The organism is Parafrankia sp. EUN1f (assembly GCF_000177675.1).
GTDB lineage: Bacteria > Actinomycetota > Actinomycetes > Frankiales > Frankiaceae > Parafrankia.
Genome location: NZ_ADGX01000050.1, coordinates 1 through 16,157 on the forward strand (window position 1 = coordinate 1; position 16,157 = coordinate 16,157).

The following is a 16,157-nucleotide window of genomic DNA, read 5'->3' on the forward strand; positions in this document are numbered from 1 at the left end:
CAGCGGCCCTGCGACCACCTCGAACAGTGCCTTCACCGGGGCGGGCCCGATCCGGCGGCGCAGGTCCCGCAGCGCCTTCTCCGAAGGCGTGACCAGCACCAGGCCGGGCAGGTCCCGCAGCCCGGCCACGAGCTTGTCCCACACACGGGCGTACCCCAGATGCCCGTACAGGCCCAGCGCGAGAACGAAGTACATCCCGACCCGGCTGGGTAGATCACGCACCCGCTGCTGCACACGGCCGGTTTCCGTCAGCACGGCATCGACCAGCTCGAACGGCGCGTGCTGGGTCAGTTCACCCAGATGCCCGGGCGCGAACACCCCCTCGGCGACCGTGAGGGAACGCGTCAGACAGACCGTGGGACACTGAGCAGGCAACGGGACCTCTGGCAGCAGGCGGATCTTGGCGGATCTCCTACCTACCAGCGGTCCCGTTGCGCGTTCACCACCAGCACCACGACACGCCGACGTCCCTTGACAGCCACCAACCACGCCTAACTACGCGGCCTTGACTCTTGCTTGGTGGCAACCATCGGCAGTCTGAACGGTGCAGTCCGTGACGGCGTGGTCAGGGTGTGCCGGCAGCAGGACCGGCCGCGGCGGCCAGACCGGCCTCGGCCAGGAGGGCGCCCCACCGGGTGCGCACAGCCGCGGAGATCTCGGCGGCGTCACGTCCGCTGCCGGTGGCGAGCAGCCGGCCCCCGGAGTCGGCCATGGCGTCGCCCAGCGGGGCGAGCTCGTCGAGGTGGCCCTGCAGCACCTCCCGGTTGGCCTCGTCGGCGAGCAGGAACCTGGTCAGCGCGGCGGTCCACCGCCAGCCGCGCTGGGCGTCGATCCACAGGTTCTCCAGGATCAGCGCGTCCAGCCGGGCACCGGCCTCGGCGCACTGCCTGCCGAGCTCGCTCAGCGTCAGCAGGTCGGCGACCGGCTTCACGACGAGGTTGGTGACGACGAAGGCACGGTCCCAGTCGAACTCGACAAGCGCGAGCTCGACCGCACGGCGGATCGGCTGCCAGTCGTCGGCGCCCTCCCAGGCCTGGCGCTCCCCGGTGGCGAACCCGGCCCGCGGGTGGGCCGACCGCAGCTGGGTCGTGCGGCAGGCGGTGATCTGCACGCGGCGCAGCTGGTCCGCGGTCTGGAACGCGGCGCAGTTCGCGACATAGCTGCTGGACGCGAGCTGCTGCAGGTAGGCGGAGAGCATCTGCTGGCCGTGTGCCAGGTAGCGGCTCGGCGCCAGGGCCCGCCGCAGCAGGGCGACGGCCTCGGTGCCGAGCGCCGCGTCGTGGTCCTCCCGCTCGAACTGCTCCAGCAGGCCTTCGACGTAGGTCTCCTGATCGTCCTGCTGGGCGACGTACCTGCCGTACGTCACCGCGTCCGGGTCGCGGAAGGCGTCCCAGTCGGCGCAGCGTAGCCGGGTCGCATCCCGGTGCTCGCGCAGCCACACGTTGCCGTGGACGTCCGGGCCCATCTCCAGCGGCACGGGCCGGCCGGTGGTGTGGTTGAGGCCGTGGGTGACGATCTCGTACTCGGTCGGCCGCCGGCCGAGGTTTCCGAGCGCGCTCCAGGTCTTCAGTGCGCGCTGGCGTGAGCGGGGGTGGCCTGGGGATTCGTCATCGCTGATCTCCTGGGGTGCCGGCGCCGCGCTGGTTGTAGAACCACAGGTACTCGTCGTCGCGGGTCTTCAGCCTTCCCCGGAACGACGGCATGTCGATCTCGAGCTCGGCGAGCCGGCAGGGCTGGCCGAGGCATGCCTGCAGGCTCGCCTGGGTCAGCCGGCAGGTGCCGAGCGTGTGGACCCGCACGTAGTCGTCGCGGTCGAGGACGAGGACGTCCGAGCCGGGGTTGTCGAGGGCGACCGCCTCGATGACCGCCTCGGCGAGGTTGCCGGCCCGGATCACCGGGCCGACGAGGTCCGGCGAGGCTTCGGCGTCGGGCGTCATCTCGAGTATCGCCATCTACGCGCCAATCTTCTGGTCGGATGGGGAAAGCGTGGGCTGTGGGGGAGCGCGATCGGTGCGGTCGGCGGTCGGCGGTCGGCCGGTTGGCTAACCGGTCTGCACCGGTTCCGTTCGGGATGGCTGCGCCGCCGGGCGGGTGCGGGAGCAGAGCCGGACCTGGATCACACCTGACTCGTCCACCCGCACGTCATGTCGGGTCAGGCGGCTGCCCCTGGGGTTGATGCTCTCGCCGGTGCGCGCGTCGAACTGCCACTCGTGGGCGCTGCAGGTCAGCACGCCGCCGGCCAGCTCCCCTTCGACGAGGGAGATGCTCTGGTGCGGGCAGGCACCGTCGTAGGCGCGGATCTCCCCGTCGACCCTGATCAGGAGCACCTCGTCGGCGCCGACGTCGAACGCTTCCATCTCGCCATCCCAGAGGCTGCCGGCCTCGACCAGGTCGACGAAGCCGTCGCCGGGCTCAGACACGGACGGCGCCCGGCTCGGCGGCGGGGAGCTTCGGCTCCCGGATCCGGACGTCGAACCACTGCAGCGGCAGGATCTGGTGCTCGGCGATGACCTGGCCGAAGGTCGCGGTCGGGTCGAGGACCCGGCCGTCGAGCAGAACGTCGTACCCGGCCTCGTCGGCGGGCCGGGCGACGCGACGGCCGATGCTGTGGACCGCCACCTTCGCGGCCACCTCGTCCAGGGTGTCCTCGGAGTCGACGGCGACGAGATGCGGGACGAAGTCGCCGACGAACCGGCCGGTGATCGGAAACGCTGCCATACGGACATCCCTTCGGACTTCTGGCGTTCGGACTTCTGGCGTTCGGCCTGGCGTACGTCCCGGCGTTCGGCCTGGAGGTCGACCATCCTGGCCGGTTTTCCGGGGGGATCCCGGTCAGTCGGATTCGGTGCCGGCGTAGTCCTTCGCCCAGGCGTAGTCGTAGACGTCCTCGCCCATCACCTCGGGGGTGATGCCCATGTACGCCAGCCCGCCGGTGAGGTCGGGTGGCAGGATCTGGCCGTCGATGAACCGGTCGACGATGTTCTGATGGCCGGCGTAACGTTCCGGGTCCTGCTCGAAGCACCATTTCGAGACCGCGTGGTCGAAATGGTAAAGACGGCCCCGGTAGACAAGCTGGTGCGGGGCTAGGTCGTGCCGGGACGCGGCGGAGCCGAGCGGCAGCTGGGTCAGGTTGCACAGTGACGGCAGGGTCTCGGGCAGGGTCTGTTCCATGGAGCCGTCGTTGACATTCCTGATGATCTCGTCCCACAGGACGCCCCAGTTCTCCTCCCACGTGGGGTACTTCTCGTTCAGCCAGGCCCGTTCGTCCTTGGAGACCCCGGCATTGGGCCGCCAGAACAGCGTCGGGCGCCAGAACCAGGTCCCGATGTGCATGGCGTGGTGGCCGTTCTCCAGCGAGTGCAGGAAATCGTCCCAGTACCACGGTTTTTTGAGCCCGTAGTCCTCGAGAACCCGCTCATGGTGGTTCACGATCCATTCGAGCATGAACTCCTTGAACGACATCTTGCGCTGGTCAAGGGGCGTGTAGTAGTCCATCGCGGGACCGGTCAGGTTCTGGAACAGTCGGGTCGACCGCCAGAAGGCGACGTCGAGTGCCTTCTGGGCCCGCTCGGGGTCGTGCTCCATGAGCACGGCCAGCGTCGGGAAGCCCTGCTGTGCGTGCCGGGCCTCGTCGGTCTGGATCGAGAACAGCAGGTTCGACCAGTTGATGTCGCCGGCCGCCATCGCGTCGGCGGCCAGGGCGACGAACTGGATGTTGGTGAATCCGTGTTCGACGGTGAGGCTGGTCGCGAGCGCCGCCTCGACGCAGTCCGCGTTGAGCATCACGTCGTCGAAGAAGTTCTTCACGGCCAGCACGCCCCACTCGTTGGTGTGGAACGCCTTCTGGGTCCAGTCGAACCGCTGGTCGTGTCGGAGCAGGTTGTGCGCGAAGCGCATGTCCAGCTGGGTGTGTCGGGTTTCGTCGAGCATGCCGAAGACGCCGAGGTTGCGCCACCGGGGCGTGGGCGCGAACCGGCAGAACCGACTCTGCATGGTGACCGCCATGTGTTCCACCAGGCAGGTCGTGCCCATATGCAGCTGGGACGCGGCGACGTGGGCCGGGTCGAGTTTCTCGTAGGTGGCGGACCGCAGCAGCGCATTGCTGACCGCCTTGACACCGGCCTCCTTCTCGCGCTGGATCCGGACGTAGTCGCGGTAGGAGACCCGGAACGGCTCATCCCACGCCTGCCAGGCCTCGGCCGGAATGCCCTGGGCGCCCGACCACCGGGTCGGGAACGCCACCTCGGGGTCTACATAGGACAGGGTCCACTCCAGGTCGCGAGAGGTGTCGTACCAGTCGTCACGATTCAGCGGCATCGGCGCGATTCCTCCAGGTGGACGACATTCAGGCCGCCGGCGCGCGCGGCCTTCCCGGGCGCTTGGCTACCGCTTGCTCCACAGCACGAAGACGCCCGATTCAGCCGGGCGGGCCGTGCGGTGAAAGCGCCTGGACGAGCGGATCTCAGACGCGCCGTCCGGCCGCTGGTCGGCATTTGCCGAATCCGCCGGACGGATACTCGCTCAGTACATCTCGAACCGAGAACTCGGAGACCGTTTTGACCGTTTCAGGTTGTGGGTCCAGGTAATCCCCTCCCTGGTCGGAGGTGTCGGGGTAGCTGGTGACGGTCGGCGGCCGGTTCGACTGCGGATGTTGACGTCGATCTCGATATCGAGAACGATGTCGACCTGCGGTGCTGACAGGAGAGCCAGGTGGGAGGCAGCGTGACCGAAACCGACGACGCCGCTGCGATCATGGCGGTGCAGAACGCCTATGCGATCGCCATCGACCGCCGGGACTGGGCGGCGCTGCGTGCCTGCTTCGCGCCCGACGCCACGATCAGCTTCGGCATGCGGCTCCAGGTGGGAACCCTGGACGAGTTCATGGCCTGGGCCGCCGACTTCCACGACCCTCTCGGCCCGACACTGCATCAGATCTCCACGCACCATGTGGCGTTCCAGGCATCGGCCGCCGTCGCCGATGCGTCGTGCTACCTGCACGCGGTCCTGGTGGATGCGGCGCGCGGCACAGCCACCTCCGTCTTCGGCCGGTACGACGACGAGTTCGTCCGGAGGCGCGATCGCTGGGAGGTACGGCGGCGGCGCTTCCGCCCGACCTGGCTGTCGACATCCGTCGCGGCGGAAGGCCCGCGGGCATGACGCATGGGTCTGTTCGGCTGGGCGACGGGTCTGTTCGGCTGGGAGTGGTGCTCCCACAGGCGGAGATCCGTCCGAGCGACCCGCGTGCGGTACGGCGTTTCGCCGAGCACGTCGAGGAGCTCGGATTCGATCATCTGATCGCCTACGACCACGTGCTCGGCGCGGACTCGCAGAGCCGCCCGGGCTGGACCGGCCACTACGACCACCGGACGCCGTTCCTTGAGCCGCTGACCCTGTTCGCCTTTCTCGGCGCCACCAGCTCCCTCGAGCTCGTCACCGGGGTTCTCGTCCTGCCGCAGCGGCAGACGGCGCTCGTGGCCAAGCAGGCGGCGACCGTCGACCGGCTTCTCGACGGCCGGCTGCGTCTCGGTGTCGGCATCGGGTGGAACGAGGTGGAGTACGAAGGCCTCGGCGTGTCGTTCCGCTCGCGCGCCGCCCGTCTGGAGGAGCAGATCGGTCTGCTGCGCCAACTGTGGACACAGCCCGTGGTGGATCACCGGGGCCGGTCCGACGTCATCGACCGTGCCGGCATCGCGCCCCTGCCCGTCCAGCGACCGATTCCGATCTGGATCGGATGCGGTGACGTGCCCACCGCGCTTGAACGGGTGGGCCGGCTCGCCGACGGCTGGATACCCCATCCCGCGCTCGGCGGCGGCGGTCGGCTCGCCGCCGCGTGGACGGCCGTGCGCGCCGCGGCGGAACGGGCCGGCCGAGACCCGGCAACCCTCGGTCTGCAGGGGCAGGTACGGCTGACACCCGACAGCCTGAAAGACGTGGCGACCAGGATCGACCGCTGGATCGAGCTGGGCGCCACCCACGTGGCCCTCAACACCCTGGAGGCAGGGCTCACCTGGCCAGATGACCACCACGACCTTTACACGCGGATCGCACAGGCCTGGCAGGTCGAGTAGGACCCGTCACAGCTGTGAGCCGCCGGTGTGCCGGTCGCGCGCGGTGAACTCGACATGCAGAGCCTTCAGACCGCGGAAGAGGCTGGTCGGGTCGTAGTCGTACCGGCGGGCGCCGGCCGGTCCGTGCTCCGCGGTGGAGATCCTGATGTCGGCCATCCGGTCGAGGATGTGCTCCAGGCCGATGCGGGCCTCCGCGCGGGCGAGCGGCTGGCCGAGGCAGGTGTGGACGCCCCGTGCGAAGGTGACGTGCTCGTAGCTGTTGCGGCGGTCGAGGCTGAACTCGTCCGGTGCGTCGAAGCGACGCGGATCGCGGTTGACGGCGCCGATCATCACCATCACGGTGGTTCCGGCGGGTATCGGCACGCCGCCGAGCGTGGTGGCCTTCCGCGCCAGCCGGAAATGGTCCTGGACCGGGCTTTCCAGACGCAGGATCTCCTCGACGAAGCCTGGAATGCGGTCCCGGTGCTCGCGGAGGAACTCCTGCGTCCGGGGATGCTCGGCCAGGTACTGCACGGCGAAGGCCAGGGTGCGCGCGGTGGTCTCCTGCCCGGCGGCGAACAGGAAGGCGGCCTCGTTCGCCAGCACGGTGGTCGTCGGTGTCGAACCGTCGGGGAAGGTGACCTGCGCCAGATGGGTGAGAACATCCTCCCGCGGCCGGCGCCGACGGTCCTCCAGGTAGTTCGTGAAGGCGTCCTCGAAGGATGACAGGACGTTCAGGTCCTCGACCTGGACCTTTCCCTGACCGGCGGTGTTGCGGGCCTGCTGTGCGTCGAACCAGGCACGGAAACGCGGCAGGTCCTCCTGCGGTACGCCGAGGAGCGTGGCGATCACCAGCATGGTGTACGGCACCGCGAACTGGTAGATGAGCTCGCAGGCTCCGCGTTCGAGGAACTCGTCGATCTGGCGGTCGGCGAGCTGCCCCATGAAGGCCTCGGTCGCCGCGAGCCGCCGTGGTGTGAACAGCCCGGTGAGCAGGGAGCGGTAAGCGGTGTGCTCGGGCGGGTCCCAGGTGGCCATGTACCCGTGCAACGGCATGTCCGCGCGGTGTTGCTCGACCAGTGCGCTGACGTCGTCGACCTCGGTGCTGGCGGGGAATCCCGAGAACGGCCCGGAGGGCGCGTTGCACGACGAGAAGGTCTCGTGATCTCGGTAGACGGTGAGGGCCTCCTCATACCCGGTGACCATGGCCATGCCGTGGACGGGCTCGATCCAGACCGGGCCGCGCCGCTCGTGCAGGAACTGGTAGTACGGGTACGGATCCCGGATGATTGTTCCGTCGGTCAGGAAGTCGAGTGACTCGTATCTGTCTGTCGCTGCCTCGTGCACCGTCCACCTCCGCTGGCGGGGACCTACCGGGGTTCCAAGCCGCGCAGCACGGTGGTGGCGAACTGGTCGAGTGCGTCAGCCCGCGCCGCGTTGTTCTCCTGAGTGAGCAGCAGTGCGTAGAGCCCGAGAAGGAAAACCGTCGCGCTGTTCGAGGGGTCGGCCGCCGCATCGATCTCGCCGCGATCCCGAGCGGACCCGACCTCGCCGATGACGCGGGCGACGACCGGATGCTCAGGCCACACCCGAAGCTCGGGGCGCGACGGCGAGAAATAGAGCGTGAGCAGGTCTCTGAAAAGAAGCGTGCCGATGCGCTCCTCCAGCGACACCGCCATCCCGGCGACCACCGCGAACAGCTCCGTCAGGCCGCGTGGAGCCGCGAGGAAATCATCGAGCTCGGCGGCCATCCGAACCTCCTCGCGTTGGCCCAGCTCGGCGACGACGTGCTCCTTCGTCGGGAAATGGGAGAAGAACGTGCCATGGGCCACGCCGGCTGCCCGCACGATCGCGCCCACGTCGGCCGCCGCGGAGCCCGATCGCTCGAACTCCGCCACCGCGGCGGCGAAAAGCCGCTCGTGGGTCGCGCGTCGCTGTGCCTCCCGGCCTCCAGCCTTCGCGCCCGTCGCCACATCCGGAAAGCTAGCGAGATCGATGACTTAAGTCAATGACTTGAGTCATCGCTGTAGGTCGGAACCAGCTGCGGCACCGTTGCGTCGACGGGGTCTGTCGTCCCGCAGCCGCCGATCGGCCGTGATCGAGTGATGGGTCGACACTCGTGTAGGTCCGCGGTCAGGCGCCGCCGAAGGCCGGGGCGATCGCGTCGAAGGCGACAGCGAGGGGGCCCGGTGGCAGCGGCGGGCGGCGGGTGAGGTCCGCGACGAGGTCCGCGAGGTAGTCGCGGACGGTCCGGACTTCCGTTCCGAAGGTGTCCCGGCGGCTGTACAGGTGGCGCAGCCCCCGCTCCCGGTAGCGCCGGAACTCGGCGCCGTTCGGAGCGAACTGGACGGCGGGGAAGGGCGGCTTCGCGAGCCGGTCGGCGTAGTTCGCGGGGTTGTCCCAGAGCACCGGGAGAATCGAGTCCGCCGGCTTGCCGGTCGCCCGTTCGAACTCGTCCTGGCGTTGGGTGAAGTAGGCCCACTCACGGCCGCAGCCACGGCTGCCCATCAGGCTCACGCTGTAGAAGGGCATGAGGACGCGGCAGCCTGAGAGGGCCTCGACGAGCCCCGGGGACCATTCGATGCCCACGCTCAGGCTGGTGTCGACGTAGAGGGCCCGGGCCGGGCTTACACCGGTGACGCGAACAACCGCGGCCCGCAGGTCGTCGACGAACAACCCGAACTGATCGTCGTCGTCCGCCGCGTGGCCGTAGCTGACGAACACGACCGGCGGGTCATCGCCCGAGGCCGACGGTGCCGCGGTGGCCGCTCCGCTCCCGGTCGTCGTGGCGGCGGCAAGCGTGGCCTCGGGTCGGTCCGCCGGTCCACTGGCCGGCTTCGGACCGGCCGCCAGGTAGGGCTGCGCCCACTCCCGCAGCTTTCGGTTCCCACTGACGGCGAGGGCGGCCTTCACGAGGTCGACCAGCCAGTCGTCAACGGCCGCCGATTCAACCACCCGGAGCGTGATATCCCGCAGGTCGGAGGCCTCGGGCGCGTAGTCGGCCAGGTGTCGATCAAGCTGGAACAGCAACAGCCGCTCCCAGTCGGCACGGGCCGGAAACGCCCTCCGCAGGACCTCGCCGAGTGCGCCCCGCTCCGGACCGGACAGAGCTCGGATCCGATCATCATCGAACAAACTCATCTGTTCCTGTCCCCTACGTGGAGCCGGAGGATGCCGTGCCGCTACCGTTATATCCGGACGGAAACGAGCACCGTTGAGGGCGGCGGTGAGCGGGCGGGGGGACATCGGCGTTGGCCGGGGTGCGTTCTTGATGGACCTTGACGTTGACCGGCTTGAGGGGCTGACGGGCCCCCAGCTCCGGTCCTTCTTCAATGCGTTGAAGGAAGCGTTTCCCGAGCGCGCGGCCTTGGATCAGTTCCTCCTCTTCAACCTGGACAAGCGAGTCGGCGACTACGCGGGTGACGGCAAGGGCATCTCGGAGATCCTGATGGCGGTGTTGACGGCGGCCAAGGCGGAGGGCTGGTTGCCGCAGCTCGTGGCGGCAGCGAGCGAGGAGGCACCGTACGACAGGCATCCGTTACGGATCTTCGCGCTGAAATTCAAGCGCGAAGGGCAGGCACCAAACCCTCCACGTATGGGGGGTGGCGCCGACTCCGGCGGGCGGGCCTTCGTCCCGGCCATCGATCGTTACTTCAACAGCACCTTCTTCGACCTCGCCTCGGTGGACGACATCGTGCTGACCGCTGCGGGTACCGGGGCACCGGTTCTCGCTTTCGCCAGCACATACGCCGAGGACATGTACCTGGACAAGCTCCAGGTCCGGATCGAGGGCCTGGTCAGCGACGACGTCGCCCGGAAGACTCCGATCAACCTGCGTGAGGACATCCGGCCGCCCGAACTGTGGGCGGACGAGCTGTGCGGGCATCGCGACGAGCTGGCCTGGCGAGATCTGTCGTTCCGGGTCCACGTCGACGGGGTCGAGCGGGGGAGCGGCGACCGGATCCCGGCGGCGGTCGAGGTGTTCTGGGACCGCGTACGAAGCGATTTCATCGCCGGGCCCAGGCAACTGGTGCTGCTGTTCGTCAGTCGGGTCGGTATGGCTCTGCCGGACGACATCATCGTTCTCGACCCACCCCGCTTCACCCCGTTGGACGTCAGGAAATGGGCGCACGGCGCGGTGTCGCGTCTGGCGGAGACCCACGGCTGGCCGCTGGCACTGCGCTGGGCCTGGCAGGAGCAGCTCTGCCGGCGTGCCGCGCTCGGTCTCCCGGGCAGCGACGTTCTCGACGTCCGGGCTCTGTACTCGGCGATCGACGAAAGCGTCGATGAGCTGCATCGGGATCAGGCCGCCTTCCGCGGTCGACTGGAAGGAACCGGCTGATGCGTACCCGCCATCGGGTCGACACGTCCACGCAGTTCGACCCGGCCGCCGCCCTCCCGGAACACCGGCGCATCGAGCGGGCTGACCTGGAGCCGGTGCCGGCCACCGTCACCGACACGGTGGAGGTCGGCCGCGAGCCCTACATCGCCGGCCCCCGGCTGGCCGAGGCGGTCAACGTCGCTGTCGCGTTGGGCCGGCCGCTGCTGCTTCAGGGGGACCCGGGCGCGGGCAAGACGCGGCTGGCCCATGCAGTGGCCTACGCGCTGGGCCTGCCGCTGGAGGAGATGTACGTCAAGTCGACGACCCGGGCCCAGGACCTGCTCTACACCTATGACGCCGTCCGCCGGCTGTACGACGCCCAGCTCCCGGCGGGAACAGCCGGAGACCCGGGGAACGTCGGCGACTACGTCCGGCTGGGGCCGCTGGGGCGGGCCATCGCCCGGGCCGAACAGGGGCGGCGCTCCGTCCTCCTGATCGACGAGATCGACAAGGCCGACATCGACTTCCCGAACGACCTGCTGCGCGAGCTGGACCAGCTCGCCTTCGACGTCGCCGAGCAGCCCGGCCGCCGTCATGCCGTCCCGGAGGACCGCCCGGACCTGCGGCCGATCATCTTCGTGACGAACAACGAGGAGAAGGTGCTGCCGAGCGCGTTCCTGCGACGGTGCGTCTTCCATTTCGTGGAGTTCCCGCGCGACGTCGGGCTGCTGGACGAGATCCTGGCCGCGCATGACGTGCCCGAGGCGGCGCTGCGCGAGGGCGCGATCGACGTCCTGGTCCGGCTGCGATCGCTGAACCTGACCAAGCGGCCCGGCCTTTCCGAGCTGCTGGACTGGGTCGGCTACCTGCGGGCCGTCCAGACGCCGGTCGTCGAACTGGACCTCCTGCCCTACATCGGCGCGCTGCTGAAGGTGCGCTCCGACGTGGCGCTGGCTGAGGCCATGCCCGCACCTGGCACCGCCCCTCCATCCGGCCGCGCCGCGGCGGAGCGCCCGCCGCGCGGGCTGCCGCCGGGGGACGACGGATGAGCCCCGGCCCGCCGCGGTTCGTCACCGACCTGATCGACCAGCTGCGGCGGCGAGCGTTCATGCTCGGCCCCGAGGACGTGGCCGCGCTGCGCCAGGCTCTCGCCGCCGGCTTCGGCTGGTCCTCCCGCGCGGCGCTGGAGGACCTGTGCGTCACGCTGTGGGCCAAGTCGGACCGCGAGGCCGACGTCGTGCGGGCCGCTTTCCTGCGGGTGGACGTGCCGGACCTCGACCCGCCGGCACCGGCCGAGGACGACCTCGCCGGAGACCTGGACGCCAGCAAGCCCGACGCTGAGCCGCATGCCGTCGCATCACCTGGGGCTGAAGCGGTACGTGCGGACCCGATGGGTGGCCTGCCGGCGCTCCCGGCCCCATCCTTCGCCGGGGTCGACCGCCGACTGGTGCTGGTTCCGCGCTACCCGGTGAGCGAGCGGGAGATCGCGCAGGCCTGGCGGCGGGTCCGCCGCCCGGTGCGGGTCGGCCCGGCTGTCGAGGTCGACGTGGAGGCATCCCTGCGCCGGCGCTGCGACAGCGGTGTGGCGACGGCGCCGGTCCTCGTCGCCCGGCGGCGCAACGCCGTCCGCATGCTGGTCCTCATCGACGCGGGCGGGTCGATGACACCGTATGCCGACTATGTCCAACACGTCCGGGTCGCGCTGACGGAGACCGCCCGCTCCGAGACGACAATTGTTCGGTATTTCCACAACGTGCCGGCCCCGAGCCCCGACCGACGGCTGCTGGACACGTTGTCCGACCCGTTCGCCGGCCACCTCGACGAGATCCTGCGCCGGATCTCGCCGCTGCCGAACGGCGCCGTCTACGCCGACCCGGCGCTGACCCGGGCGGAGCGGCTGGCCGACCTGCTCGACCTCGACGACGCGGCGGCGACCGGCGGCCCGACGGGAGCGGTGGTGATCGGGGACGCGGGTGCCGCCCGCGGCCGCTACGACCCGGTGCGGCTCCTCGACACGATCGCCCTTCTGAAAGCGCTACGGGAACGGTGCGGTCGCCTGGTCTGGCTGAACCCGGCGCCGGTCGGCCGCTGGGCCGGCTCGACCGCCGGGCGGGTCAGCCGGCATGTGCCGATGTTCCCGCTGGCCACCAAGGCCGGCCTCGACGCGGCGGTGGAGGCCCTGCGCGGCCGGTCGGTCCTTGTGGACGCGCCGCTGTGAACGCCGCCGCTGACACCGACACCGGCGACGCCGCGCGTCGCCGCTCGGACGTCCTGGCCGAGCTGCCTGATGGGCCACTGGCGCTGGCCGGCCACGCCGCCGTGCCGGTGGTCGTCGACGCCCGCCTGTTGCACCTGCTGCGGGTGAACTTCTTCCTCGATGACGAGCCGCTGGACTACGCCGTCGAGGCCGAACTGCTGCTCTCGCCGGTGTTCCGTGACATCGGCGACGGCCTGTTCGAGATCGAGCCGGAGCTTCGCCGGTTCCTGCTCACCTCGCTGCGCGCGCGGTACGGGATGGACCGGGTGCTCGCCGTCGCCAACCTGCTCTGGCAGTACGCCGAGCAGACCGGCACCTGGCGACATCGCCCCGAACTGGAAAAGGCCCAACAGCTCACCGCGCTGCACCTGCTCGACCCGGAGGCGGCCGAACGCTGGCTGGCGGAGTCGGAGTCGACCGCGGGCACCGAGCACTCGCTGGCTCCCGGCTGGTTCGCGGCGATGCGCTACCAGTTCGCCCACCAGCCCGACCTCAGCCGCATCCCCGACGTGGAGGCGGCTGTGCCCAGGGTCGACGAATCGAAGATCGCGGCGATGGACGGCGCGCTGCGCCGAAGGGTACGGGACGCCCTCCTCGCCGTCTATCCGAACCCGGGAACGTTCGCGGAGCTGCTCTACGCGCTCGACAGGCCTTTGGCCTTCGGGCTGGAGAACGGCTCCATGACGGAAGTCGTGTTCAGGGTCGTCAGGCAGGCGCAAGCCGAGGGCTGGCTGGCGCGGCTGATCACCGAAGCCGCCAGGATGTACCCCGCCAACCGCCAGCTCGCCGACGTGGTCCGCCTGTTCGAAAGCTCCGGTCGCGGCGTCGACGACGAGACTCCTGTCGACTCGTTGACCAGGTTTGAGGTGCAGGCCCTCGCGGCCGTCTATTCCGAGCGGACCGCTGCTGGTCAGCTGATTTCCCGGGCCGGTCTGAAACCCGAACAGCAGCCGCCGACGACATCAACCGCGATCGAGTACTGGCACGAGGTCAACGCCAGGCTCGTCCAGGGCATGCTCCCGGGTGCCCGCCGCCGGATTCTCACCCTCGCGGCTCACGACTTCCCCACCAACAAGGCGTTCCAGACGGGGCTGGCCGCCGCGCGACACGCCGAATCCGTGGCCAGCCCGCCTCGCGACGCCGGTGCGGAGCCGCGAACGGATGGCGGGCTGCCCATGTACGGCACCGTCGTCGCCTTCGAAACCGTCAGCTACAGCGATCTCACCGCACTGGGGCAGAAGCAGCTGCGCGACGGGGTGCGGCGGATCATCGAGGACTCCCTCGCCGAGGCCGGAATCCCCCGAGCGCTCCAGCAGCAGGACCGGGGCGACGGGTATCTCATGGTGTTCTCGGCCATCGTCCCGAAAGCACGGATCGTCGCCGACTTCGTCCGCGAGCTTGGCATCGCACTGAACCTGTACAACGCGACCCGTAACACGCGCGGCCGGATCCGGCTGCGGGTCGCGATGCACGAAGGTGACATCCTGACCGACGGGACCGGTTGGGTCGGTGACGCCGTGGTGACCTGCGCGAGGCTGGTCGACTCGGCGCCCATCCGGGAAGTGCTCGCGGACGACCAGGATGCGGACTCGGCCCTGATCCTTTCGTCCGAAATCTTCGATTCCGTGGTCCGCCCGCGGCTGCGCGGGCTCTCCCCGGGCGACTTCCGCGAGGTCGAGGTCACGGTGACGGCGAAGAGGTTCTCCGCCACTGCCTGGCTGGCGCTTCCCGGCCGCGGGGCGCCGCCCGGTCCGGAGAGCCGGGAACACACGGGCGATCTGGATGCCCCGTTCCCGGGCTGACCACTCGTCTGCGTGATCCGTTGCCTCGGTCAGAGCGGGATCTTCGTGCTGGTAGACGAGCGTGATCGGTGTATCCGAACGGGCGAAGGGCTGACCGCCGCGCAGCGCCAGCAATTAGCCCCAAGGGGGATAAAAAGGACGCGCGGCCACTTGGTAACCCGCAAGAAGTGAGGATTTTGGTTGCCGCAGCAGCCATAACCGTCACTTCTTGCTCGGAAGCCGCGACGGCAATGGCAGCCCGGGACTCGGGATTCTGCGACATGCTCTCCGCCGACCACGGTCTTCAGCTGTTGCCCTCAGCTGTGCTCCGAGGTCGGCTCCGGCGGCGAGGTGTCGGGCTGCGGGTGGGCCTGGTCGGCGTTCGGGGGCAGCGGGAGCGGTCCGGGTCGTGCGAGGAGGTGACCTTGTGCCTGGTGAACACCGGCGCCGATCAGGACGTCGAGCTCCGCGGCGGTCTCGACGCCTTCGGCGAGCACCAGCCCGTCGGTCTCCCGCGCGAAGCTCACGAGCGCGGTCGCGAGTGCGCGCCGGGCCGGATCGACGTCGATGTGCTGGGTGAGGCAGCGGTCCATCTTGATGAAGTCCGGCCGCAGCTGCACAAGGTGACGCAGGCCCGCGGAGCCGCGGCCGACGTCGTCCACGGCGACCCGGACGCCCGCCCGGCGCAGGACGTCCAGCGCGCGGTCTATCGCGGGGTAGTCCTCGATGTGGTCGTGCTCGGTGATCTCGAGGACGAGGCGGTCAGCGGGGAGGCCGACGATGATCTTGGCGATGGCCCCGGAGACGATCGTCGTCGGAGACGCGTTGAAGCCGAGCCCGAACTCGGGTGGAAGCTGCGGCAGGGCGCGCAGCGCCACCCTGATCGCGGACACCTCGAGAGCGATGTCCAGACCCAGCTCGGCGGCCTCCGCGAAGCAACGCTCAGGGCCACCGAAACCTGGGGGGAACCGCGCCAGCGCCTCCGCTCCCATGCAGTCCATCGACGGAAGCTCGAAGACCGGCTGGAACGTCATCCGGGGACCGCCGTTGTCGATCAGCTGCCGGAACCGCCCGCGCCGTGCCTCCAGGTCCGGCGGCTGGCAGGAGAGTGACTCGGCGAGCACGCCGGCGAGCAGGATCAGGGACCGTGCCTGGCGACCACGTGCGGTGAGGACGCGGTCGTGGCTCAGGCAGCACAGCATCCCGTACAGCCGCCCGTCTGCCAGCACCACGGGAACCCCGAGGTAAGAACCCGCTCCGAGCCGCCCGGAGACCTGACCCTCGGCAGCCGACGTGCCTGTGCCTGTGCCCGGGCTCGCCTGACCGGCCGGTGCGGGTGGGTGGCCGGTGTGCCCGTGCGAGTGCCGTCGGTCGCCGTAGCGGACGGTCGAGCCGGGACGAACGCCGAACGAAGCCGCATCCCCACTGCAGGCCTCGATCACCTGGGTCCCGCCGATCAGCCGGGACAGCCAGCAGACATCCACTTCGAGGCAGCCGCGGGCGGTCGCCAGTAACCCGGCCACCGCCGCCGGCACCGGTTCCGGCCCAGCCACAGGCTCCAGCCCAGCCGGGCGCTCCGGGTCCGGCTCCCGCTTCGAGTCCGACTCGGGACGAACCGGGCACGGCGGTGCCATCGTGTCACCGCGATGCCCGCTCTCCGCCACGGCCCTCTCCTCCGCGCAGCTCCTCCCTCGGATGCTTCCCGGATACCCGGCAGGCACACAGCCGGGCGTGCGGGCACGGCCACGTGG

Annotated in this window: 16 protein-coding genes; 6 read left to right on the forward strand and 10 right to left on the reverse strand. The window is 69.9% G+C overall.

What is annotated here, in order from left to right; all coding sequences use genetic code 11:
- From FREUN1FDRAFT_RS16565 to isoA, 6 genes are all read right to left on the reverse strand, one after another.
- On the reverse strand, positions 1-375 hold a 375-nt coding region (locus FREUN1FDRAFT_RS16565), incomplete at its 3' end, for an IS4 family transposase (protein WP_006541263.1).
- Between the two features lie 190 nt (positions 376-565).
- Positions 566-1,477, reverse strand: coding sequence for a toluene hydroxylase (locus tag FREUN1FDRAFT_RS16570; RefSeq protein ID WP_304412149.1), 912 nt, complete (start codon positions 1,475-1,477; stop codon positions 566-568).
- Between the two features lie 130 nt (positions 1,478-1,607).
- Positions 1,608-1,952 carry an MmoB/DmpM family protein gene (locus FREUN1FDRAFT_RS16575; protein ID WP_006541265.1) on the reverse strand — a complete coding sequence of 115 codons (345 nt, stop codon included), beginning with the start codon at positions 1,950-1,952 and terminating at the stop codon, positions 1,608-1,610.
- A gap of 90 nt (positions 1,953-2,042) precedes the next feature.
- Entirely contained in the window at positions 2,043-2,420 is a 378-nt protein-coding gene (locus FREUN1FDRAFT_RS45170; RefSeq protein WP_006541266.1) for a Rieske 2Fe-2S domain-containing protein, read from the reverse strand.
- Entirely contained in the window at positions 2,413-2,718 is a 306-nt protein-coding gene (locus tag FREUN1FDRAFT_RS45175) for a toluene-4-monooxygenase system B family protein (protein ID WP_006541267.1), read from the reverse strand. Before FREUN1FDRAFT_RS45175 ends, FREUN1FDRAFT_RS45170 begins: the two co-directional genes overlap by 8 nt.
- A 114-nt stretch (positions 2,719-2,832) precedes the next feature.
- Positions 2,833-4,317, reverse strand: a complete 1,485-nt coding sequence (isoA, locus tag FREUN1FDRAFT_RS16590) for an isoprene monooxygenase oxygenase subunit alpha (protein ID WP_006541268.1) — start codon at positions 4,315-4,317, stop codon at positions 2,833-2,835.
- A 405-nt stretch (positions 4,318-4,722) separates the two neighbouring features.
- Here isoA and FREUN1FDRAFT_RS16595 point away from each other — a divergent pair, with 405 nt between their 5' ends.
- Together FREUN1FDRAFT_RS16595 and FREUN1FDRAFT_RS16600 are read left to right on the forward strand one after the other, a co-directional pair.
- Positions 4,723-5,157 (forward strand): nuclear transport factor 2 family protein, encoded by a 435-nt coding sequence (locus tag FREUN1FDRAFT_RS16595; RefSeq protein WP_157474866.1) that lies wholly within the window; start codon positions 4,723-4,725, stop codon positions 5,155-5,157.
- Positions 5,154-6,068: an LLM class F420-dependent oxidoreductase gene (locus FREUN1FDRAFT_RS16600; protein ID WP_006541270.1), complete on the forward strand. Its 915-nt coding sequence runs from the start codon at positions 5,154-5,156 to the stop codon at positions 6,066-6,068. The genes FREUN1FDRAFT_RS16595 and FREUN1FDRAFT_RS16600 overlap by 4 nt, the downstream gene beginning before the upstream one ends.
- A 6-nt stretch (positions 6,069-6,074) precedes the next feature.
- Here the strand turns inward: FREUN1FDRAFT_RS16600 and FREUN1FDRAFT_RS16605 are convergent, their stop codons facing one another.
- The 3 genes from FREUN1FDRAFT_RS16605 to FREUN1FDRAFT_RS16615 all read right to left on the reverse strand — a co-directional run bounded on the left by FREUN1FDRAFT_RS16605 (position 6,075) and on the right by FREUN1FDRAFT_RS16615 (position 9,188).
- The gene (locus FREUN1FDRAFT_RS16605; RefSeq protein ID WP_006541271.1) at positions 6,075-7,394 is read right to left on the reverse strand and encodes a cytochrome P450; all 1,320 of its coding nucleotides are present in this window, start codon (positions 7,392-7,394) and stop codon (positions 6,075-6,077) included.
- Between the two features lie 23 nt (positions 7,395-7,417).
- Positions 7,418-8,020 carry a TetR/AcrR family transcriptional regulator gene (locus FREUN1FDRAFT_RS16610; RefSeq protein WP_006541272.1) on the reverse strand — a complete coding sequence of 201 codons (603 nt, stop codon included), beginning with the start codon at positions 8,018-8,020 and terminating at the stop codon, positions 7,418-7,420.
- 160 nt (positions 8,021-8,180) lie between these two features.
- Entirely contained in the window at positions 8,181-9,188 is a 1,008-nt protein-coding gene (locus FREUN1FDRAFT_RS16615; protein ID WP_006541273.1) for an effector-associated domain EAD1-containing protein, read from the reverse strand.
- Positions 9,189-9,318: 130 nt separating this feature from the next.
- Between FREUN1FDRAFT_RS16615 and FREUN1FDRAFT_RS16620 the strand changes: the two genes are divergently transcribed.
- Genes FREUN1FDRAFT_RS16620 through FREUN1FDRAFT_RS39880 form a run of 4 tightly spaced genes read left to right on the forward strand, consistent with a single transcriptional unit; the run spans position 9,319 to position 14,427 of the window.
- Positions 9,319-10,389: an effector-associated domain EAD1-containing protein gene (locus FREUN1FDRAFT_RS16620; RefSeq protein WP_035951886.1), complete on the forward strand. Its 1,071-nt coding sequence runs from the start codon at positions 9,319-9,321 to the stop codon at positions 10,387-10,389.
- Positions 10,389-11,417, forward strand: coding sequence for a MoxR family ATPase (locus FREUN1FDRAFT_RS16625; protein WP_006541275.1), 1,029 nt, complete (start codon positions 10,389-10,391; stop codon positions 11,415-11,417). The genes FREUN1FDRAFT_RS16620 and FREUN1FDRAFT_RS16625 overlap by 1 nt, the downstream gene beginning before the upstream one ends.
- Positions 11,414-12,586, forward strand: coding sequence for a VWA domain-containing protein (locus FREUN1FDRAFT_RS16630; RefSeq protein ID WP_006541276.1), 1,173 nt, complete (start codon positions 11,414-11,416; stop codon positions 12,584-12,586). The genes FREUN1FDRAFT_RS16625 and FREUN1FDRAFT_RS16630 overlap by 4 nt, the downstream gene beginning before the upstream one ends.
- Positions 12,583-14,427: an effector-associated domain EAD1-containing protein gene (locus tag FREUN1FDRAFT_RS39880; RefSeq protein ID WP_006541277.1), complete on the forward strand. Its 1,845-nt coding sequence runs from the start codon at positions 12,583-12,585 to the stop codon at positions 14,425-14,427. The genes FREUN1FDRAFT_RS16630 and FREUN1FDRAFT_RS39880 overlap by 4 nt, the downstream gene beginning before the upstream one ends.
- 296 nt (positions 14,428-14,723) lie before the next feature.
- On the opposite strand, the gene FREUN1FDRAFT_RS16640 is transcribed toward FREUN1FDRAFT_RS39880, so the two are convergent.
- Positions 14,724-16,070, reverse strand: coding sequence for an EAL domain-containing protein (locus FREUN1FDRAFT_RS16640; RefSeq protein ID WP_006541278.1), 1,347 nt, complete (start codon positions 16,068-16,070; stop codon positions 14,724-14,726).
- Between the last annotated feature and the right edge of the window lie 87 nt (positions 16,071-16,157).